The 18,890-nt window shown below is 56.2% G+C and carries 16 protein-coding genes; 9 read left to right on the plus strand and 7 right to left on the minus strand.

Features of this window, described 5'->3' with window-relative positions; all coding sequences use genetic code 11:
• Positions 1-288: 288 nt before the first annotated feature.
• The 7 genes from HPY71_08725 to HPY71_08755 all read right to left on the minus strand — a co-directional run bounded on the left by HPY71_08725 (position 289) and on the right by HPY71_08755 (position 8,758).
• Complete coding sequence (locus HPY71_08725; protein ID NPV53595.1) at positions 289-1,302, minus strand: Gfo/Idh/MocA family oxidoreductase; 1,014 nt, start codon at positions 1,300-1,302, stop codon at positions 289-291.
• Positions 1,303-1,339: 37 nt separating this feature from the next.
• Positions 1,340-2,191, minus strand: coding sequence for a sugar phosphate isomerase/epimerase (locus HPY71_08730; protein NPV53596.1), 852 nt, complete (start codon positions 2,189-2,191; stop codon positions 1,340-1,342).
• 135 nt (positions 2,192-2,326) lie between these two features.
• On the minus strand, positions 2,327-3,190 hold the full coding sequence (locus HPY71_08735) for a PIG-L family deacetylase (protein NPV53597.1): 864 nt from the start codon (positions 3,188-3,190) through the stop codon (positions 2,327-2,329).
• A 94-nt stretch (positions 3,191-3,284) separates the two neighbouring features.
• Complete coding sequence (locus HPY71_08740; protein ID NPV53598.1) at positions 3,285-4,565, minus strand: ROK family protein; 1,281 nt, start codon at positions 4,563-4,565, stop codon at positions 3,285-3,287.
• Between the two features lie 565 nt (positions 4,566-5,130).
• Positions 5,131-6,270 carry an MFS transporter gene (locus HPY71_08745; GenBank protein NPV53599.1) on the minus strand — a complete coding sequence of 380 codons (1,140 nt, stop codon included), beginning with the start codon at positions 6,268-6,270 and terminating at the stop codon, positions 5,131-5,133.
• Between the two features lie 122 nt (positions 6,271-6,392).
• On the minus strand, positions 6,393-6,650 hold the full coding sequence (locus HPY71_08750) for a hypothetical protein (GenBank protein ID NPV53600.1): 258 nt from the start codon (positions 6,648-6,650) through the stop codon (positions 6,393-6,395).
• A 164-nt stretch (positions 6,651-6,814) separates the two neighbouring features.
• Positions 6,815-8,758: a sigma 54-interacting transcriptional regulator gene (locus HPY71_08755; protein ID NPV53601.1), complete on the minus strand. Its 1,944-nt coding sequence runs from the start codon at positions 8,756-8,758 to the stop codon at positions 6,815-6,817.
• Positions 8,759-9,431: 673 nt separating this feature from the next.
• Between HPY71_08755 and HPY71_08760 the strand changes: the two genes are divergently transcribed.
• From HPY71_08760 to HPY71_08800, 9 genes are all read left to right on the plus strand, one after another.
• Positions 9,432-10,823 (plus strand): dihydroorotase family protein, encoded by a 1,392-nt coding sequence (locus HPY71_08760; protein ID NPV53602.1) that lies wholly within the window; start codon positions 9,432-9,434, stop codon positions 10,821-10,823.
• 121 nt (positions 10,824-10,944) lie between these two features.
• Positions 10,945-11,949, plus strand: coding sequence for a tripartite tricarboxylate transporter substrate binding protein (locus HPY71_08765; protein ID NPV53603.1), 1,005 nt, complete (start codon positions 10,945-10,947; stop codon positions 11,947-11,949).
• Positions 11,950-12,164: 215 nt separating this feature from the next.
• Positions 12,165-12,638, plus strand: coding sequence for a tripartite tricarboxylate transporter TctB family protein (locus tag HPY71_08770; GenBank protein ID NPV53604.1), 474 nt, complete (start codon positions 12,165-12,167; stop codon positions 12,636-12,638).
• A 135-nt stretch (positions 12,639-12,773) separates the two neighbouring features.
• Positions 12,774-14,303, plus strand: coding sequence for a C4-dicarboxylate ABC transporter permease (locus HPY71_08775; protein NPV53605.1), 1,530 nt, complete (start codon positions 12,774-12,776; stop codon positions 14,301-14,303).
• On the plus strand, positions 14,300-15,325 hold the full coding sequence (locus tag HPY71_08780; protein NPV53606.1) for a hypothetical protein: 1,026 nt from the start codon (positions 14,300-14,302) through the stop codon (positions 15,323-15,325). Before HPY71_08775 ends, HPY71_08780 begins: the two co-directional genes overlap by 4 nt.
• Positions 15,326-15,490: 165 nt before the next feature.
• The gene (locus HPY71_08785; protein NPV53607.1) at positions 15,491-16,201 is read left to right on the plus strand and encodes a class II aldolase/adducin family protein; all 711 of its coding nucleotides are present in this window, start codon (positions 15,491-15,493) and stop codon (positions 16,199-16,201) included.
• Positions 16,202-16,587: 386 nt separating this feature from the next.
• Positions 16,588-16,917 carry an OadG family protein gene (locus tag HPY71_08790; GenBank protein NPV53608.1) on the plus strand — a complete coding sequence of 110 codons (330 nt, stop codon included), beginning with the start codon at positions 16,588-16,590 and terminating at the stop codon, positions 16,915-16,917.
• A gap of 270 nt (positions 16,918-17,187) precedes the next feature.
• Positions 17,188-17,589, plus strand: coding sequence for a biotin/lipoyl-binding protein (locus HPY71_08795; GenBank protein NPV53609.1), 402 nt, complete (start codon positions 17,188-17,190; stop codon positions 17,587-17,589).
• A 169-nt stretch (positions 17,590-17,758) separates the two neighbouring features.
• Entirely contained in the window at positions 17,759-18,859 is a 1,101-nt protein-coding gene (locus HPY71_08800; protein ID NPV53610.1) for a sodium ion-translocating decarboxylase subunit beta, read from the plus strand.
• The last annotated feature ends 31 nt before the right edge of the window (positions 18,860-18,890 follow it).

Genomic DNA, 18,890 nt, shown 5'->3' on the forward strand with positions numbered 1-18,890 from the left:
ATCAGCCTTGACCATCAGCGGCTATCACTAGTCTTCAGTCATCTCAGTCATCACTGCTTCGCCTGCTTCCCCCAACCGTATAATCAGGTCGCCACCCCGCTCATTACCACCCCCCCCTATCTGAGACCCCATCAACTCTCCCCGTGTTCCCCTCAGGTCTGCCTCGTATCGGCCACGGTATAGCCACGCTAACTGCATTGCTACATTACTGCATTAGCTACGTTGACTGCACGGACCTACCCGGATTACATAGACTACCGGATCGCATAGGCTAAACCTCGACCACGACTAAACGTTGACTACCGCGCCAGTCTCGACCGAGGTCCTCGCCGCGAGCGCCACCTTCAGCGCGGTGACCGCATCCTGCGGGGTGACCATCGACGGAGGTGTGTTGGTCTCTATGCATTTGATGAAGTACTCTATCTCAGCGAGATAAGCGTCCCTCGACGGGACCTCGGGATAGCGGACCTTCTCGCCCCTCTTATGCACCGCCAGGGCCGGCTTTGCCGCCTCGCGGGCCTCTATATTCACCCCGGCCCGGGCCTGGAAGTCTACGCAGCCTTTCTCGCACACTATCCTCAATATGGTGGTGAAGGGGAAATCCTCGGGCATCATCCAGCCGCCCTCCACATTCGCCGTCCCGCCCGCCTCATAGGAGATCATCGTCACTATATGATCAAGTGCCCCCTTCTCGGATTTCAGGCCCCTCGCGAAGACCGACATCGGCTTGCCGAGGACCCAGTTCACGTAATCCAGGTCGTGAATATGGAGGTCGAGCGCCGCCCCGCCACTCAGCTCGGGCTTGAGAATCCAGTTGTCCGCCGACCAGACGGGCGTTGTGCTCAGCCTGGCAGCAGCGACCTCTACCGGCCTCCCGAGCTCGCCGCTGTCTATCACCTGCTTGGCCGCCAGGTACTCCGGCCAGAACCGGACCACGTGAGCCACCATGAACATAACCCCTGCTTTGCCCGTCGCCTCAACCATCCTCTCAGCCTGCTCGAGGTTGAGTGCTATGGGTTTTTCACAGAGGATGTGCTTGCCGGCCCTGGCAGCGGCCACGACATATTTCTCATGTAAAAAGGTTGGAAGGCAGACATCAACCACATCAATTGATTCATCTGCAATAAGGTCGTCAGGGTTTGAATAAACATTCGCGCCCCCGCACTTGCCTGCAAGGGCGGAAGCCGCCTCTGTATTAACGTCGGCCACAGCCGTTACCGTGGCCCCCTGGAGCTTTGCGTAAGCGTCGACGTGCACGCCTGCAATGAAGCCAGCCCCCAGAAGTCCCACTCGAAGAGCCATTCTCTCTCCCTCCACATCCGTTGATTAAGTTGATTAATTAGAGCCCGAGTATAGCATCCATAGCCCGCGAAGCGTTTGCGAGCCGGACCTCGGGGCAATACCTGTAATGGGGGATCATCTCGGCGATCAGGTAGCCGTCGTATTCGACATCCCTCAAGGCGCTGACGACGGCCGGCCAGTTTACATCCCCCTCCAGCAGGTCGACAAACCCTTCCGCGGTGCCGACGCTCCTCCTAAAATCCTTGAGGTGGACCTTCTTTATGCGCTTGCCGAGGATCCTTACCCACTGCTCGGGGTAGCCCGTCAGCATTACATTCCCCACATCGAGGTAGGCGCCCAGGTAGGGGCTCCCTATGGAATCAATAAACTCCCTGAGCTCCAGCGGGCTGAGGAGAAATCTATTCCAGACATTCTCCAGTGCGATGTTGACCCTGGCCTTTTCGGCCGCCGGCACCAGCTTCTCCATCGCCTCGCGCAGCTTGGCATACGCCACCTCATACGGCACAGGCTTCACTTCCGGCATGAAGAAGACGTCGACGGCCCCTGGTAACACCAGCAGGGCATCCGCCCCCAGGGCTGATGCAATCTCGAGGCCGCGTTCGACTATGTGCATGGCCTCCCGGCGGACCTCTTCATCGTCATCTGTGAGCGACTTCTCCCAGAGTAAGCCCGTTGCGACGCTGCAGATATCTATGCCAATGGACTTCGCGTGATCTCTTATGGCCTTCAAGCGCTCCGGCTGGACATCCACCGGGAGGGCTCCCGACCCGGCAAAGCATAGCTCAACGCCGTCAAACCCCAGCTCCCTGGCCTCATCCAGGCAGCTCATGATATCCTTGCTCCCTTCAAGCCCTCCCGGGAAGGACCAGTAGTTGATGGCCTTTTTCATTGACTCCATCCCCCCATCGTATCTGCCTGATCTACCTGCTTAATATACCGATCTACTTCTACCGAATCTACGCACTGCCCGTTTCATTGCCCTTTGTCCTGGCCCAGCCTGCCGCGATGAATCTCTCCTTTCAACTCAACGTCCGGCGTCAATGCTCGATATCAGGCTCCGGTATGGCCCGTAGCCCAGGGCTGGCCTCGGGTCGAAATCGATATATAGCTCGATATACCCGTCCCCCGAGTCCCTGCACTGCCGCTCCTTCCTCGCCTCGAGCAGCCCCTTGATTATCCGCTGCTGGGATTCGAACTTGCTCAGGGCCGAAGCTACCTTCGCCTCGGCAGATGGAGGCGCCTTTATAGCCCTGTTCGCCCGGATGGAGCTATCGCTACCAGCGACGAGTGCATCCTCGGGCGAGAAATCCCCCCACACGGCATATTCGAGGAAGGACTTGATCCTCACCGGCTTCCCCCAGTCCACCAGGATCTCATCCCCCACCTGCGGTCCATCGAATGCGCCGATGCGGCCCACCGACTCGTGGTCGATATGCTCCCGGTAACGGTTTGGTATAACAAGCCTCGTTATCCCAAGATTACGTAGATTCTTAATAGTCTTGGTAAAACTGCCCTCAGCCCCCCACGGCAACATCCACCCTATGTTAGGGAGCACGCTGTAATCAGGGTAATCAAATCTAATTAGGTTGCCCTCGCCAAACCCGAGCTCTGCATAGGCCGCCCTGGTCTCGTCCCTTCGCTTCTTGACGATGATATCCTTGTCCTCGGGGAAGCTATAGCCTCCATTGCCATTGCAGAATATGAACACAAAGGGCTCACCGCCGCTTTCGGCCACGGCCTGGATAAGGTAGCCGGCCCCAAGAATAGCGTCGTCGTCGTGGGGTGAGAAGATGGCCACCCTCTCCCCGCCCCTCTCCCAGCCGGGGAAGAGGAGATCGATATCCCCTGACTGCGTGGCCCTGCGAAGATCATAGTACCGGAATCCCATCAACCCTTAACCTCCCATTCTGATTCAGACCCTCATCCTGATCATTCTGATTCGAACCCTCAACCTCCGCGTCCTCGATCCGTTGAGCCTGAAACTATTTCCTGGCAGCAGTCCTCTGCGTAGCAGTCCCCTGGATAGCAGACCTCTGCGCAGCGGACCTCTGCCGGATGTGCCGCTCAAATGCAGCCTCAAAAACCGGAATGCTCGCCCCCAGGAGGCGGGCGGACTCGCCCAGGCTCGAGATCTTCACCGGGACTCTCTCGTCCAGTATCGGCCGGAATTTGTTTATGGCGCGCCCTATTTCCTCGAAAAGCGGCTGCCCCTTCTCAATTATCTTGCCGCTCAGGAATATCACATCCGGATTCAGGATGCGGCTCAGATTCACGATGCCGGCAGCCAGGTAGCCAGCAACCTTCTGAATAGCCTCCATGGCAACGGCATCGCCCTGGCGCGCCGCCTGGGAGATTGCTGACACGGGAATCTTGCCCTCCTGGTCCCGCTCCGCGGTTGAGAGGACGCTATCTCTTCCTGCATTCAACATACCATCTACATACTCCACAAGCGCCTTCATGGAGGCGACGCGTTCCAGGCAACCACGGTTCCCACATTCACATTCCGGTCCATCCATATCTATCACGGTATGACCGATCTCGCCCGCCACCCCGTCGGCCCCCCTGTGAATCCTGCCGTCGACCATGAGCCCGACGCCGATACCGTCAAATATATTGAGGTATAGAAGATTTTTGACGTCCGTCTTCTCGCCGAAGTAGTGCTCGCCAAGTATGGCCGCGGCGGTCTCCTTTGTGATGAAGACGGGATAGCTAAAGGCCTGGGTGAGCATGGTCTTGAGGGGGACATTCCGCCAGCCGAGCGGGTAGGAGACCAGTACCGTGCCCGTTTCGGGATCGGATATACCCGGCACCGCCACCCCGATCCCCAGGATCTGCTCCCTCATGGATACCCGGGTCTTGATGAAGGTATCCAGGGCGCGGATCAAATCCAGCATCAGCGTGTTTTCACCGGGCTTGACGTGAAAATTCGCGCTGCTGATTATCCGGCCCGCCAGGTCCACCACCGCAACCTTGATATCCTTATCGCTCATATCAACGCAGATGCTGTATTTGCCCTCACCGTTGATATCATATAGGACCGCGCGACGCCCACCCGTTGACTTTCCGATGCCTTTTTCCTTTATGAAGCCCAGCGCGACCAGGTCCCTTATTATATTCGTCGCGCTCACCGTCGTAAGGCCCGTCATCCTCGCTATATCCGGCTTCGAGACCGGCCCGTACCGGCGCACGATATCGACCACGGCCGCCCTGTTTTCCCTGTAGACTGATTGAACATTCTTACCTGAATAGACTTTGCCGTCCAAGCCTGCGCACTTCTTCCCCTATTTTTAGGTGTTTTAAGTGTCCTAAGTGTCCTGAGCTCCCCTGCTTTGGTGCCTCGCGCTTTGGTGCCGCGCACTTCGGCTCTAGGTGCCCGGTGCCGCGCAGGTTCAAACCTACATGGGAATATTCGAAATGCGTTTACGAAGTAACGCGAGGGCACTGCTATAGCCGCGTAGGCACCGTACGAACCCGAAGACCTGCAACTTCATACATTAAGAGAGCGGGACCACTCTGCGTCGAACCCACGTGAATCGGGCTGATGCATATAAAAAGCCGGAATATGCAATGATCATGGGATATTACTTTGCAAAGACCTTTTATAATCTCTATTTCTAAGTGTTCTACATGCCTGGTGAATTTCCTGCTTCACTTAGAAAAAAAATCTCCCAGGTTGCCGGGAGGCCCGTGGGGGTTCGTAGATATGAGGTTCGCATTCGTAGATAGAGGTCCGCAGAGGAACATCATACATCCCGGCAAATCAGCTCGCCTGGTAACCCTCGCCCGGCAGAATCATATGTTGCCAGGGCAACCTCCAGGGCTCTTAGTTCATCCCCCCTGTAGTTGCTGGGCAGAGGCTTTAATTCTTATGGCTTTCTCTTGATAAAATATATTTACAAAAATGATAGCAACCCCCAGAATCGGCAGGAGGGCCGTAGCGAGCGCAATTCGCAACCCGAGATGGTCAGCCAGGGCCCCTATGATCCACGGGTAGACCATGCCGCCTATCGCGCCGGCGGCGATCAGGGCCCCAAAAGCGCTGCCAGTCATGGCCCCGAATCTCCCGCCGGCATATGCAAGGATGGTGGGCCAGATCGGCGAATATGCGAGCCCGACAAGAAAGAAGGTTATGAGGGCAAGCCATGGCGCCCGAACGACGATGGCCAGGGCCAGCAGGGCAAAACCCGCAACTGCGCAGCAGAATACCAGGGCCGCCTCGGAGCAGTACCGCAACACAAAGCCCGCACTGAATCTCCCGATGATCATCGACCCCCAGAAGAGGGAAAGGGCCGAGCTTGCCAGGATCGCGCCTGCGGACAGGCTTGTTGCCATATACGTCGGGACCCAGCTTGCAACCCCCATCTCGGACCCAACGTAAAACGCCATGCCGAGCGCAAGCTTGAGAAAAAGCCTGTCGCCCCCCAGCTTCCGGAGCTTGTCCACGGTTATAGGCTCATCAGATCCCGAAGCCCTCGGGAACACCTGCCTTGCGAGGGTTCCGAAGCATACAAGGGCCAGGACCGCGGTGGCTACGTACATCACACGCCAGCTCAGATTGCTCGCCACCAGGCTGCCCGCTATAAACGGCCCGAGGAGCGCGCCAAGCCCGAAGAAGACCTGCGACAGGTTGAGGAAGAACCCCTTCCTCTCAGGATTCAAGTCCGCTACCAGCGCGCTGACGGTGCCTTCAGTGATCCCGCACCCCATGCCGAGGACAAATGACGAAACGAGCATAAGCCCGAATGACGGTGAGAATCCGAACCCCAGGAGGCCGCAAGCCATGATGGCAAGGCCCAGGATTAGAACCCTGCGCCCGAGGATATCAGACATGATCCCGGAGAACACCACCACGGCTGAAAAACCGAGGAAATAAATCAGGAATAGGGCGCCGAGCCTTGCCAGGCCGACCCGCAGGTCGCCATCGATACTTACGAGCGAGGCTGGTGTGATGTTCGAAGCTATAGCCATCGTGACTACCGCGAAATACGACAAATAGGTAAGCTTCTGCGAATTATACAAAAAGATCACCGCTCCTCCAGGACTGCTCGCCCATCTCTGTGCGTCCATTATATTCACATATTTTCACATATTCACGGCGCGACATCATAATAAGCAGGCGGATTCAAGACCGCCCTCCAGAAAACCTTGAGCCGGTCCCGGTAGAAGTCGTAACCAGAATCAAAGGGGCTGACCTCCGAGATATGCCTCTCACATCGCCTGCACACGAAATGACCCAGGATGGTGATCCCGCGCACCATCATTCTACCACATATGATGCATTTCCTTCGCTCCAGAATCCTGCCCCTGCGCCCGGTCACGTATCCCACCGCCCAGATAGCATCGTTCATCTATAGAATTCCCGCCCTTTCGCCATATTCCTTCTTTGAACCTCTGCCCTGCTATTAAGGTATTCCCCGGTGTGAAGAAATGTGAGGCGTATTGTGAGGCATATCGGAGGCATATTTTGGGCCCGGTCACCTCACCACCTCCCCGGTGACCTCGAGCGGTAATCTCAAGCATTTTCCCCCTCCGATTTCCCCGCTGTTTTCAGCCTGCGCCACAGGGTGGTCTGGCTGATCCCGAGAAGCGCCGCCGCCCTTCTCTTGCTCCCCCCGCACTCCTTTAGCGCCCTCTCGATAGCCTCCAGCTCCATCTCGCGGAGGCTTCTACAACCGCCCTCCTCACCCCCCTCACGGCGCCCATGCGACCCGGGGCATTCCTTGCTGGATAACATGGAATTCACGAGGCCGGGGGGCATACTCCCGTCCCCGGGGTCGGCCAGGGCTCCTATACGCTCCACGAAATTCTCCAGCTCCCGGATATTGCCAGGCCACCTGTAATTCAACACGACCTCCATATCCTCAGGATCCAATTCCTTGAGGGGGTGGCCGAGCCGGAGCTCGCACTTTCTCATGAAGTATTCAAGACATGCCCGTATGTCTTCCTTACCCCGTTCCCTTAGGGGTGGAAGCATGAGATTGAGGACGTCAAGGCGGTAGTATAAGTCCTTCCGGAAGTTACCTTCCTGAACAAGGGCCTCGAGATCCTTGTTCGTGGCCGCGATGATCCTTATATCCACAGGTATGACCCTATCATCCCCTAAACGTATGACCTCCTTTTCCTGGATGACCCTGAGGAACCTCGCCTGCACGCTCAGGGGCATCTCGCTGACCTCATCAAGGAATATGGTCCCCCGGTGAGCCAGCTCAAACAACCCCGCCTTCCCCTGCTTCCGCGCGCCCGTAAACGCCCCCTCCACATAGCCGAAGAGCTCGCTCTCCAAGAGGCTTTCAGGCAGGGCCGCGCAATTCACCGCCACAAAAGGGCCATTAGCCCTCGGGCTTGCGTTGTGGATGGCCTGGGCGAACATCTCCTTGCCCGTGCCCGTTTCACCGCAAATCAGGATGGGGCTATCCATCTGGCTGTATCGCTTCGCCATTTCAACCAGCTGCGACATAGCACGGCTCGACCCGATGATATCCGAGAAATGAACCCTGGCGACAAGGCCCCGCGTCGCCAGCGCCTTTCGCGCCTTGGCCTCGAGGCCCTGGATCCGGCCTATATCAAGAAAATTTACCACGGCGCCAACAGGCCGTCCGTCAAGAACGATGGGGATACGATTAGTTATGACCTGGACCCCGCCAATATTCCGTATCTTGCCAACCTCGGGCCCTGTCTTGAGAGCTAGGATATCTGTGCCGCGTAACTCCGGCATTACGAAGTCTATGGGTTTGCCAATGACATTGGATGCCTTGAGGCGAGTTATCTGCTCAGCCATGGGGTTGAAGACGGTGATTATCCCGTTCTTATCGAGGGCGATGATCCCGTCATAGGCGAAATCCAGGATCGCGCGGATGTTCTCAGTCCGTTCCCGCTCCCGCTGCTTGACGGGGATGAGGCGCCAGGCCTCGAGAAGGGCGGCGGCGAGCGCCTCCTCCCCAGCCTTTATCCTGAGCCCCTGAATGCCATAGGAGGCTGCAAGGGAGGTGACAGCAATGCCCCCGAGGAGAACCTCCACCCCAAGGTCCCGCATCCGTCGAATTGCGTCATGAAGGGCCTTGGGCCTGTCCGAATCGAGGACATAGGCGCCCACGAACTTCATGCCCAGGAGAGGGGCCAGCATCGAGGCGCCCTTTACAACATTGGACATGTGTGCGACCCCGACCCTGTCGCTGACCGCCCTCGCGGCATTCAGGGCGCGGGCTATATCATAACCCGTTATCTCCACGTTTACGAGGGGGACATCTGAAACCTGCCGGGCGCGCCTCAGGCTGTAGCCCCACCTGCTGACCACAACCTCAATCCCTCTCTCACTGCATGTGGCCAAGAGCTTGAGCCGCTCCTCCCCTACGGCGACCACTATATCTACCCCGACGTCGATGCCCAGGGAATCCTCCAGTTTGCCAACCAGCTGTGCAGTCTCCTCCTCCGGCGCGATAAATAGAATCTTGCCCAATGCCCGGCTCCCTCCTCAATAATTAAGTACCAATGTAAGTAACTGTGTGATTACCAATGAATTTACCAATAGATTACGGATGCGCTTTTCATTCTGAAATACGAGAGCCAATACCGACCTCCTGACGAGGCAATATTTGATCCAACGTTTCATTTTGTAAAGACCATGTTTCATTTTTTAATTCGACGTTGCCGTTTCCTCTCCTGCCGGGCGGCTCTGCTCCGGCCCCGGACCGCGCCTCGAAAATTAATTTATGGCCATATGCCTTGACCCTAAGGCATATGGCCTGTGCCCACGATGCTTTCCCCTGGTCTCCTGGCATCCATCTTGCTTCATGTGATGGATAAGACATTGAACATGTAAAATGTGTGGAACACCCCAGTAGTCGCCTGTAATCCTAAGGGCGAGTTTCGAAGATTACCGCTGCTTTTCCAGGACTTACGGTGTTTGCGTGACGGGGCCTTTGAAATTTGGCAGGGCCCTCGCGCCAAATTTCAACGGAGGCGCGCCGCAAGCGCGCCGTCCCCGGAGCGCAATACCGTAAGTCCTGGAACGTGCTGGTAAACTGGCACAAATTAGGGAACCTGCACTTAGCATAACTGTAAACATCTCATCTCCACTATCATGGCACATCTCTATTACTGGCATCGACTATGTAAGGAGGTCTTTATCAATGAACGGAAAAGTGCAGCTGCTGATCACCGGCGGGGATGTTTACACCCCATCGAGGCCAATCAAGGCCGATATCGTAGTGAAAGATGAGAAGATCGTTTCCCTTCAGGCCCCCGGGACGTTCCAGGGGGAGGCGGAAAAGATCATCGATGCATCCGGGAAGTCCGTCATCCCGGGCCTGATCGATACCCACGCCCACTTCAGGGAGCCCGGCTTCACCCACAAGGAGGACTTCGAGACGGGCACACGGGCCGCCGCGGCGGGAGGCGTCACCCTCGCCGTTGACATGCCTAACACCAAGCCCACTACCAATTCGCCCGAGCGCTTCGAGGAGCACCGCAAGGCCTCCGAGCAGAAGGCAATAGTTGACTTCAACCACTGGCCGGGACCTCCCCATGACCTGGATCAGATCAAGGACCTGATGGACATGGGCGCAATAGGTATCAAGGTCTTCATGATGAAGGATACCAAGCGGGGTTATCCCCACATGCCCGAGCTGGGCATAACCGACGACGGTCACCTCATGGAGATTATGAGGGCATGCCAGAAATACGGCGCGATTGTCGCAATTCACCCTCACAACCAGGAGCTCTGTGAGCATATCGAGAAACGGTATTTCTGGGAGAAGGGCCTCACGAGCCCTGGAGACTACGCCAAGGCATTGAGATGGGGCGACTCGATAATCTACGACACGGCCTTCGCCCTGCTCCTCCTCCTGGCGCGGTCAACAGGTGTCAAGCTGCACCTCCTGCACCTCAACACCTATCTCGGCGTCGAGATGGTGAGGCTTGCCACGCAGTATAACGTGAATGTGACGGCTGAGATCAACCCGCCGCACCTCTTTGTCACATGGAAGGACGTCCAGGAGAAGGGCCCTTATGTGCTGGGGACGTGGACGCCGCCCAAGGACCAGGAGGCCCTGTGGCGAGCATGCACGGAGGACCTGTTTACCGTCCTGCTTGCAACCGATCACGCGCCTCACGCGAAAGAGGAGAAGGAGATCGGCTGGCAGGATATGTGGAAGGCGCACGGCGGCGCCCCGTATATCCAGCATTATCTCTCGCTGCTCCTCACGGCGGCGAACGAGGGCAGGATAACAGTCGAGCGGATCGTCAAGCTCTGCTCGGAGACGCCTGCGAAGGTCTTCGGCTTCTACCCGCGCAAGGGGGTCATCCAGCCCGGCTCTGACGCCGACCTGGTAATCATCGACATGAATAAAAAGGAGGAAATAACCACAGATAGAATTTATAGTAAGTGCGGCTGGACTCCTTTCGAGGGATGGGAGGTAAAGGGCGTGCCCATCCAGACGATCGTGAGAGGCAAGGTAGTCATGGAGAACGGGGAGGTGATCGGCGAGCCCGGGCATGGGAAGTTCATTACGCCGCAGAGGTAGGCACAATTAAAATTATAGGTAGCAACTAAAGGTAGACGGGTAGATATCGATAAGTAATAGCCGGGTAATAGTAAACTGCAGGTAAGGAAGCAACTATAATTTACAGGGGGTGAGGAGTTTCATGATGAATAGGGGTTTGAAACGCCTGGCAAGCGGTTTGTTGATGGGGATAATGTTCCTATCCCTGTGCGTGGGGGTGGCCGCAGCCCAGGAGGAGAAGTTTCCGACCAAGCCCATCCGCATGATTATAACGCATGATGTCGGCGGCAGCGTCGATATGGCGGCAAGGGGAATAATCCCTTACCTAGAGAAGTACCTCGGGGTGAATATACAACCAGAGAATATGGTCGGCGCCGGCGGGCGGCGGGCGATGGAATATATGTTTAATCAGGCTCCCGCCGATGGTTATACAATCGTGGTGTCGGCCTTCCCATCCAGGCTGCTCGGTGAGCTGACCTATCCCCAGTCGAAATATAAGATGTCGGAGTTCGTCCACCTCGGAGCGTGGGTGGGCGGGGACTATCGATCGATAATAGTGGCCAAATCATCGAAATTTAAGACATTTAACGACATCCTGAATGAATCCAAAAAGAGGAAGCTGACGGCCGCCGGTGGAGGGGGCCTCGGCTCCACGTCGCAGCTCCAGGCCGTCATGTTGAAGGATGTCGTTGGTCTGAATGCTGAGTTTATCCCCTTCGACAGCACGGCGGAGGTTGCCGCCGCAGTGCTCGGGAAACATGTGGACTTCGGTTTGATGCCCCTTTCGAGCTCCCTGCGGTATGCGAAAACGGGCGATGTGAGGATCGTGGCCGTCCACTCGCGCAAGAGGATGCCCGAATGTCCTGATGTGCCTACCATGGAGGAGCTGGGGTTCCCAGGCGTGGTAATTCCCTACGGTGTCGGCGCCTGGGCGCCTCCTAAGACCCCGGCCTCGAAGGCCAAAATCCTCGAGGAGGCGATCGTCAAGGCATCCAATGACCCGCAATTCAAGGCATGGGCTGAGAAGACCGATATGCTCCTCGAACCGCTTAATGCTGAGGAATTCTACAGGACGACGATGGATGATTATAAGAACATCCAAAAGGTCCTGCCTATGCTGATGAAGGCAGCGGGGACGAGCAAATAGCATCAAAAGCATCATACCTGCGAATTGCCGTTCATTAATCGCCGTTCATTGTCCGGCTTCAGTCTAAACAGGGGTAAGCCCGCTGCGACCTCGCTGCGACCTCAGGGTTGCCAGCGCAGGATGCGCCACCGGGGCCGCAGCGGGCTCCACACACTAAACTACACACCTATAATAGTGGGCTGGAGCTGATGTAAAAGACACGAGGGGGCGAAGATATGTCAAAAAAGGCGACCTATACCTGGGTCGGCATCGCTGAGTGGTTATTTCCCCTTGTCCTGCTGGCATTCTGCCTCCTGCTCTTCTTTATGGGATTTAGATATCAACCAAGGACGAGGGAACTGCCTCAAATCATCGCAGCTATTACCGCGGCGATGCTGGTGGCACACCTGGCGCTCATACGCATGGATCGCAGGGACGCAAAGACGGTGCCGATGCCGCGGGCCAATAAGGCGGCGTTGATTTACTCACTCCTGGCCGTACCTGTGTTTATCCTGATCCTCCATTTCCTGGGCTTCATTATCGCTTCTCTGGTCCTGGTAGCGGCCCTCACATATATTCTCGGGATGCGCCGCACCCCGGTGCTTGTCGCTGTGCCAATCGGCGCCACGCTTTTTCTATATGCGGTCTTTGGGATGCTCCTCGGTGTCCCGCTGCCGCGTGGGCTGATATTCCAGTTACTTTTCCATTAATACCTGGGCCAGGATAAGACCGCTACCGCTAAAGCGCGTAGATATAAATAAACGCGATATATGCGGTATAGAGGTCCTTCTCGAATTAAAAACCCCTTTCTGAATCTCTAAAAACCCCGAAAGGAGTGAGGTCCCATGCAATGGCTTCAGGCCCTCTCCACCCTGGCAAACCCCGCATGCATAGCGTTCATGCTGCTTGGGTGCATAATTGGCATCATCGGGGGAGCCCTCCCGGGGATTGGTGCCAGCCTGACCATGTCACTACTTATTCCATTTACATTTACGCTGCCCAAAACCATAGGGCTACCGTTCCTGATCGCGGCATGGTCGGCGGTCCTGTGGGGCGGCTCCATCACCGCCATCCTGCTGAATACCCCGGGGACCGGCGGCAACGTGGCGACGTGCTTCGATGGCTTCCCCTTGTCGGAGAAGGGTCGAGGCGGGGTCGGCCTCGGGATATCCGCTATGTCATCGATGGTGGGCGGCCTCGTAGGGATCATCGTGTTGATCCTATTTGCGCCACTGCTCGCCAGCTTCTCTTTAAGATTCGGGCCTGCGGAGTACTTCCTTCTAGCTATATTCGGTATGAGCATCATAGCCACGACTACAGAAGGCGCTGCCCTCAAGGGGCTCATAGGCGCCGGGATCGGCCTTCTCATCAGCCTTATAGGCTATGACCTGATCTCCGGCGAGATACGCTACGACTTCGGAACCCTCTACTTACAGGATGGCATCCCCTTCCTGGACGTGATAATCGGGCTCTTCGCCGTCTCGCAGGCGTTCGTCTTCGCCGAGGAGCTCGAAGCCACGGTCGCCAAGGCGGGGAAAGTGGTAGGTAGCGCCTTCGAGGGTATACTCATCCCCTTCAAGTATGTCGTAACGCTGGTGCGGAGCTGCCTCATAGGAGTTATCTTCGGCTTCGCTCCCGGCGTGGGCACCGCCGCTGCAAACATGGTCGCCTGGACGGAGGCAAAAAGGAGCTCCAGCCACCCGGAAACGTTCGGCTCAGGTGACGAGGAAGGATTAGTGGCAGCCGAGACTGCAAACAATGCTGTTCAAGGTGGCGCCCTCATCCCCGCCCTCACCCTCGGCATTCCGGGCAACTCCGATTCGGCGGTCTTCCTGGTCGCGCTCATGATGTACGGCATAACGCCCGGCAAAGATCTCTTCGGGAACAACCCCGACCTTGTCTATGTGCTCTTTACGGCCTTGCTGATAGGCCAAATCCTCTTTTTCGCGATAGGAGTGCCGTTTTCTAATCTCTGGGCGAAGGTGACCATAGTCCCAACAAGCATCGTTATGCCGGTTGTGTTGATAACCTGTTATGTGGGGGCTTTCGCGCTAAGAAACAACATCTGGGACATTCTCACGGTCTCCATATTCGGACTGCTGGGATACATCATGAAGAAGCTCAAATTCCCTGTGGTCCCGATGATGCTCGCCGTGATCCTCGGGCCCATAGCGGAAAAGAACTTCTACCGGGCCCTCTTGATATCCGGCGGCTCCTTTAAGATATTCGTTTCCAGCCTGATATCTCAAGCCCTTATCCTGCTCATTGTTTTCGCGCTCGCCTTTCCATATATTTCAAGCGTTTTAAGAACGCGGCGGCAGAAAAATAGGGATAAAAACGGGGCATTGGACACACCACGGAGGTGCGAGTCATGAATATGTCCGTAAAAGCCGGGGGGCTTGAGCTCAAGAATCCCCTAGTCCTTGCATCAGCAAGCTACAGCGCGAATGCATCGGGGATAGAAAAATATATAAGGCTCGGCTTCTCGGCCGTGATAACAAAGACGGTCACGAGGAAGCCGCTCGCAGGTGCGCCCCCACCGAGGATATTCTGGTACGACCCGAATGAAAAGCGGATGCTGAGCGGGGTCGAGGCCCTGCGAAACCCGGGCTACGAGAAGGTCTGCGAGGCTATAGCCAGGTGCAAGCCCCTTGCCGCCCAGGAGGATTGTAAAATCATCGCGAGCCTCAGCGGCCAGTCTGAACAGGAGATGGCCGAAATGGCAAGAGCCCTCGAGAGCGCGGGAGCCGATGGCATTGAGCTCAACCTCGTTTGCCCGTCCACAGGCCCCCATCTCGGGCCGGATTATGACCGCCTCGGCAAGTACTGGTCTGAAACGCCTGAGCGGGTCATCTCGGTCATATCTGCCGTGAAATCCGCTGTCAACGCGCCGGTATGGGCGAAGTGCACCCTGGGCAGCATCATCAAACCCGAATTCATAAAAGAGGTGGATGCGAAGGCCCCGCCAGATGCGTATGCGTTCATAGGCGGGCGCATGCCCTGCCTCGTGATAGATACCGATACGGGAAAGCCGAAATTCCCGGGGAATACGCTCCTGAGGTTCGAAAAGGGCATACCTGTCATGCCGACGGTCACGGGGCCCGTCAAGCCGAGCACGATATTGCATACGGCCTACCTTGCAAAAATCACGAAGACCCCGCTCATATGCTCAGGCGGCTTGGGCAAAGGCCTAGACATCATTGAGGCCCTTATGGTAGGCGCCTCGGCGGCGTGTATCAGCACAGCCGTCTATAGAAAGGGTGACATTTCGCTCGAGATACTCAGGGAGATACAGGACTTCATGGAGAGGAAGGGGCTTTCCTCGCTGGACTCTATCAAAGGGATCGCCCTCCAGCACATCCCTGACCCGCCGCTCCTGAAAGTCCCGGGGCTCTGACCGAATAACTAATATGACCCAATATATGACTATAATGACATCTACTCTACCGGCACCCGCCCCAGATTGATCAGCCCTGAGTCGGGCTGAATTGCATCATTTGGGGATAAAGTCGGAATAAATTCAGATCGCTTCTGGAGCTAAAGTATACGGGGAGGCATTCCGATGGACGTCGCAGAGGATATCCAGCAAATAAAGGAGAATCTGGCCCAGGCGGTGCGCGTCCTGGCCAATGGCGGGATTCTCACCCTCATGGTGGGGCACGTAAGCCAGAGAGTTAAATCCGATGGGAGCATAGTAATCCTGGGACACGCTCACAGGCTTGGGAAGACGCTCAGCAAGGTCGCGGCCGGCGATATGGTGACTATTGACATGAATGGGAATCTCATAGATGGGCGCCTCGGCCCGCCTGGGGAGAGGTTTATTCACACAGCGATATATCGCGCGAGGCCGGACGTAGGAGCCGTGATACATGCCCATCCCCTCGCCTCCTTGCCGTTCGGCATAGCAGGTGTTGAGATCATCCCAGTGTTTGCCAGGGCTGTGCAGCTCGGGCCGAAGGTGCCGATCTTCGATTACCCGGGCCAGATCGATACGGAAGCCAAGGGCGAGGAGCTTGCGCGCAACCTGGGCCCCAACAAGGCTTTGCTCCTCCGTGGACATGGGATCGTGGTCGTGGGCGAAACCCTCGAGGAGGCCTGCGTGAACGCTTTTATGCTCGAGATGAACGCTGATATCCAATTCAAGGCGAGCCTGCTGGGCTCAGCCAGGCCCGTGACCCCCGAAGAAGTCTACGGCGAGAATCATCAGAGCCGCCATACGCCTACAAGCTCATGGTTTTATTTCGTAGAGCGCTACAACGGCTGCGGCGATTAGGGGATAATACAACTCGCGCTCTATTATAAGGCATGAGGCTATGAGGCCGCGTGTACAGCCCACTAAGTAACATGGGGGACGTGGCCTCAGCTATATTCCTCGATAACTGCACTTGAGTCTAACTCGAGTCTATCGCCGATAGATATCAAGTTTAGATTCCCCCAACTTTCAAAATGATGAAATCTTCTACCGAAGGAAAAACTAATATGGCGACGAATACGGAAGAAGATTGTACCTGACCGGGGTCCGGCCCACCTACCTGTGGTAACCCTGATCATCAATGTCAATGATGGATTGCTTCAAGGGTTGGCGGTATAATGGTCTAACTAGAAGTCTCACTCACTCGACTACGACAAGATTGGATGCTACAAAGGGGGTGTTTCTTTATGAATGGCTTTACTGAAGCGCTTGGGATTACAGTGGTAGGAATGGTCACAGTTTTCGCTGGCCTATTGGTCCTCGCGTTCTGCATAAAGCTCCTCGAGAGGCTCTTCGGCCCCGAAAACGCCCCTCTCGAGCAGGAGCAGGGCATGGCTCAGCTTGAGCCTGCCGAGGGTGGCCGAGAAGAGGCTCAGGTATATGAGGGTCTGGCCGGGGAGATAATAGCGGCGATTACTGCGAGCCTTATTGCCGCAGGAGTCAACCCGAAGCGCGTCACCATACGGCCCGCGGACGCGAGCGCAGCGGAGGAGAAAGAGGACCGTGCTATAGCATAGGATGTTCTCTTAAGGATATCCTTTCGAAAACATTGTACATGAGTTCACAATTTGAGAACGATAGCTGGACGATAGTCAATAGTGGCCAATGGCTAATTTGAATCGCCAATGGTCAACTTGCTGGTGGTTGAGGGTTTACAATGGTTACCAAAGTGATAGTCACTGAGCGACAAATAACATATAGCGATTACCAGGGGCACCCGAAGAGGTTATCTATCTAAAGGGGTTACCCCATTATATTTTTTATTAGAAAGGCAAGATGGTCGTTTTATGAGAAAATTTAAAGTAGTGGTCGGCGGAAACGAGTATGACGTAGAAGTTGAAGAATACCGCGAGGAAGAGGCGGCTGCAGAGCCTGTTGCGAAGAAGCCCGTCGCCGTGGCGACACCGGCACCGGCGCCGAAGCCCAAAGCCGTACAGCCCAAGCCCACCCGCGAGGGGCATGCCCCCAATTCCAAGACGATCACCGCCCCTCTTGGTGGAACCATCCTCAAGGTCAACGTCAAAGAAGGGGACAGGGTTAAGGCGGGGCAGATCGTTCTGACCCTCGAGGCTCTCAAACTCGAAAACGAGATTGCTGCGCCGGCAGACGGGGTTGTTCGCGAAATCGTCGTGTCGTCCGGAAACACCGTAGAGATCGGGCAGACGTTGATGGTTATCGAACTTGACTGATGGTTATAAACACTGATGGTTATCAACCGTGAGCAGTGGGAAAACGCGGGAAAAATAATTAAGGTAGAATTCAGTAGATCGGTCCCCCGATCTATATCCCGATCTATATATAGTAATGGCAATAGCAATAAACGTCCTTAAGGGGGCATAGTTCAAGGTGCTAACTCGAATGTTGGAGTTCATAAGGAGCACGGGTTTCGTCAATATCACCCCTGGCGAGGCCCTGATGATTCTTGTATCATTTGTCCTGCTCTACCTGGCCATAAAAAAGGGGTACGAGCCGCTGCTCCTGGTCCCGATCGGGTTCGGGGTCATGCTCGCTAACCTCCCGCTCGCCAATTTAATGGAGAAGGGCGGGTTGCTATACAACCTTTACCAGGGGGTCAAGCTCGGCATATACCCGCCCCTCATCTTCCTGGGGGTCGGGGCGCTCACGGATTTCGGGCCGCTGATTGCAAACCCGTTTAGCATACTCCTCGGGGCGGCAGCGCAAATTGGCATATTCACCACCTTCCTGGGTGCTATAGGTCTCAATTTCACCCTGAAGGAGGCTGCCTCGATCGGCATAATCGGCGGGGCCGATGGGCCGACGGCGATATATCTCACATCCAAGCTGGCGCCCCACTTGCTTGGGCCCATCGCGATAGCAGCCTACTCTTATATGGCTCTCGTCCCAATTATCCAGCCTCCAATAATGAAGGCCCTGACGACCCCGGAAGAGCGCAAGACAATGATGGCACAGCTAAGAACGGTATCTAAGGCCGAGAGGATCATCTTCCCCATAGTTGTCACCGTCCTTGGAATCTTGATTGTCCCGTCCGCCGGGGCTCTAATAGGTGCGCTCATGCTTGGCAATCTTATGCGCGAGAGCGGCGTTGTGGACCGGCTGACCAAGACCGCCCAGAACGAGCTGATAAACATCGTGACGATATTCATTGGCTTGACCGTGGGCGCCACAGCAAATGCGGCCACATTCCTGACCTTCCGGACCATCAGCATTGTTATCCTAGGCCTCCTGGCCTTCGCCGCAAGCACCGCAGGCGGGGTCATTTTCGGCAAGATCATGTATAAGCTAACCGGGGGCAAGGTGAACCCCTTGATAGGCTCGGCGGGCGTCTCGGCCGTTCCAATGGCCGCCAGGGTCTCACAAAAGGTGGGCCAGGAGGCCAATCCGGAGAACTTCCTGCTGATGCACGCGATGGGGCCAAATGTGGCAGGGGTTATAGGCTCGGCGATCGCAGCCGGCGTCCTGCTTGCCGCCCTCGGGTAATATCGGATTTCGGATTAAGGAAGAATTGAAT

This window comes from Bacillota bacterium, from assembly GCA_013178125.1.
GTDB lineage: Bacteria > Bacillota > SHA-98 > Ch115 > JABLXJ01 > JABLXL01.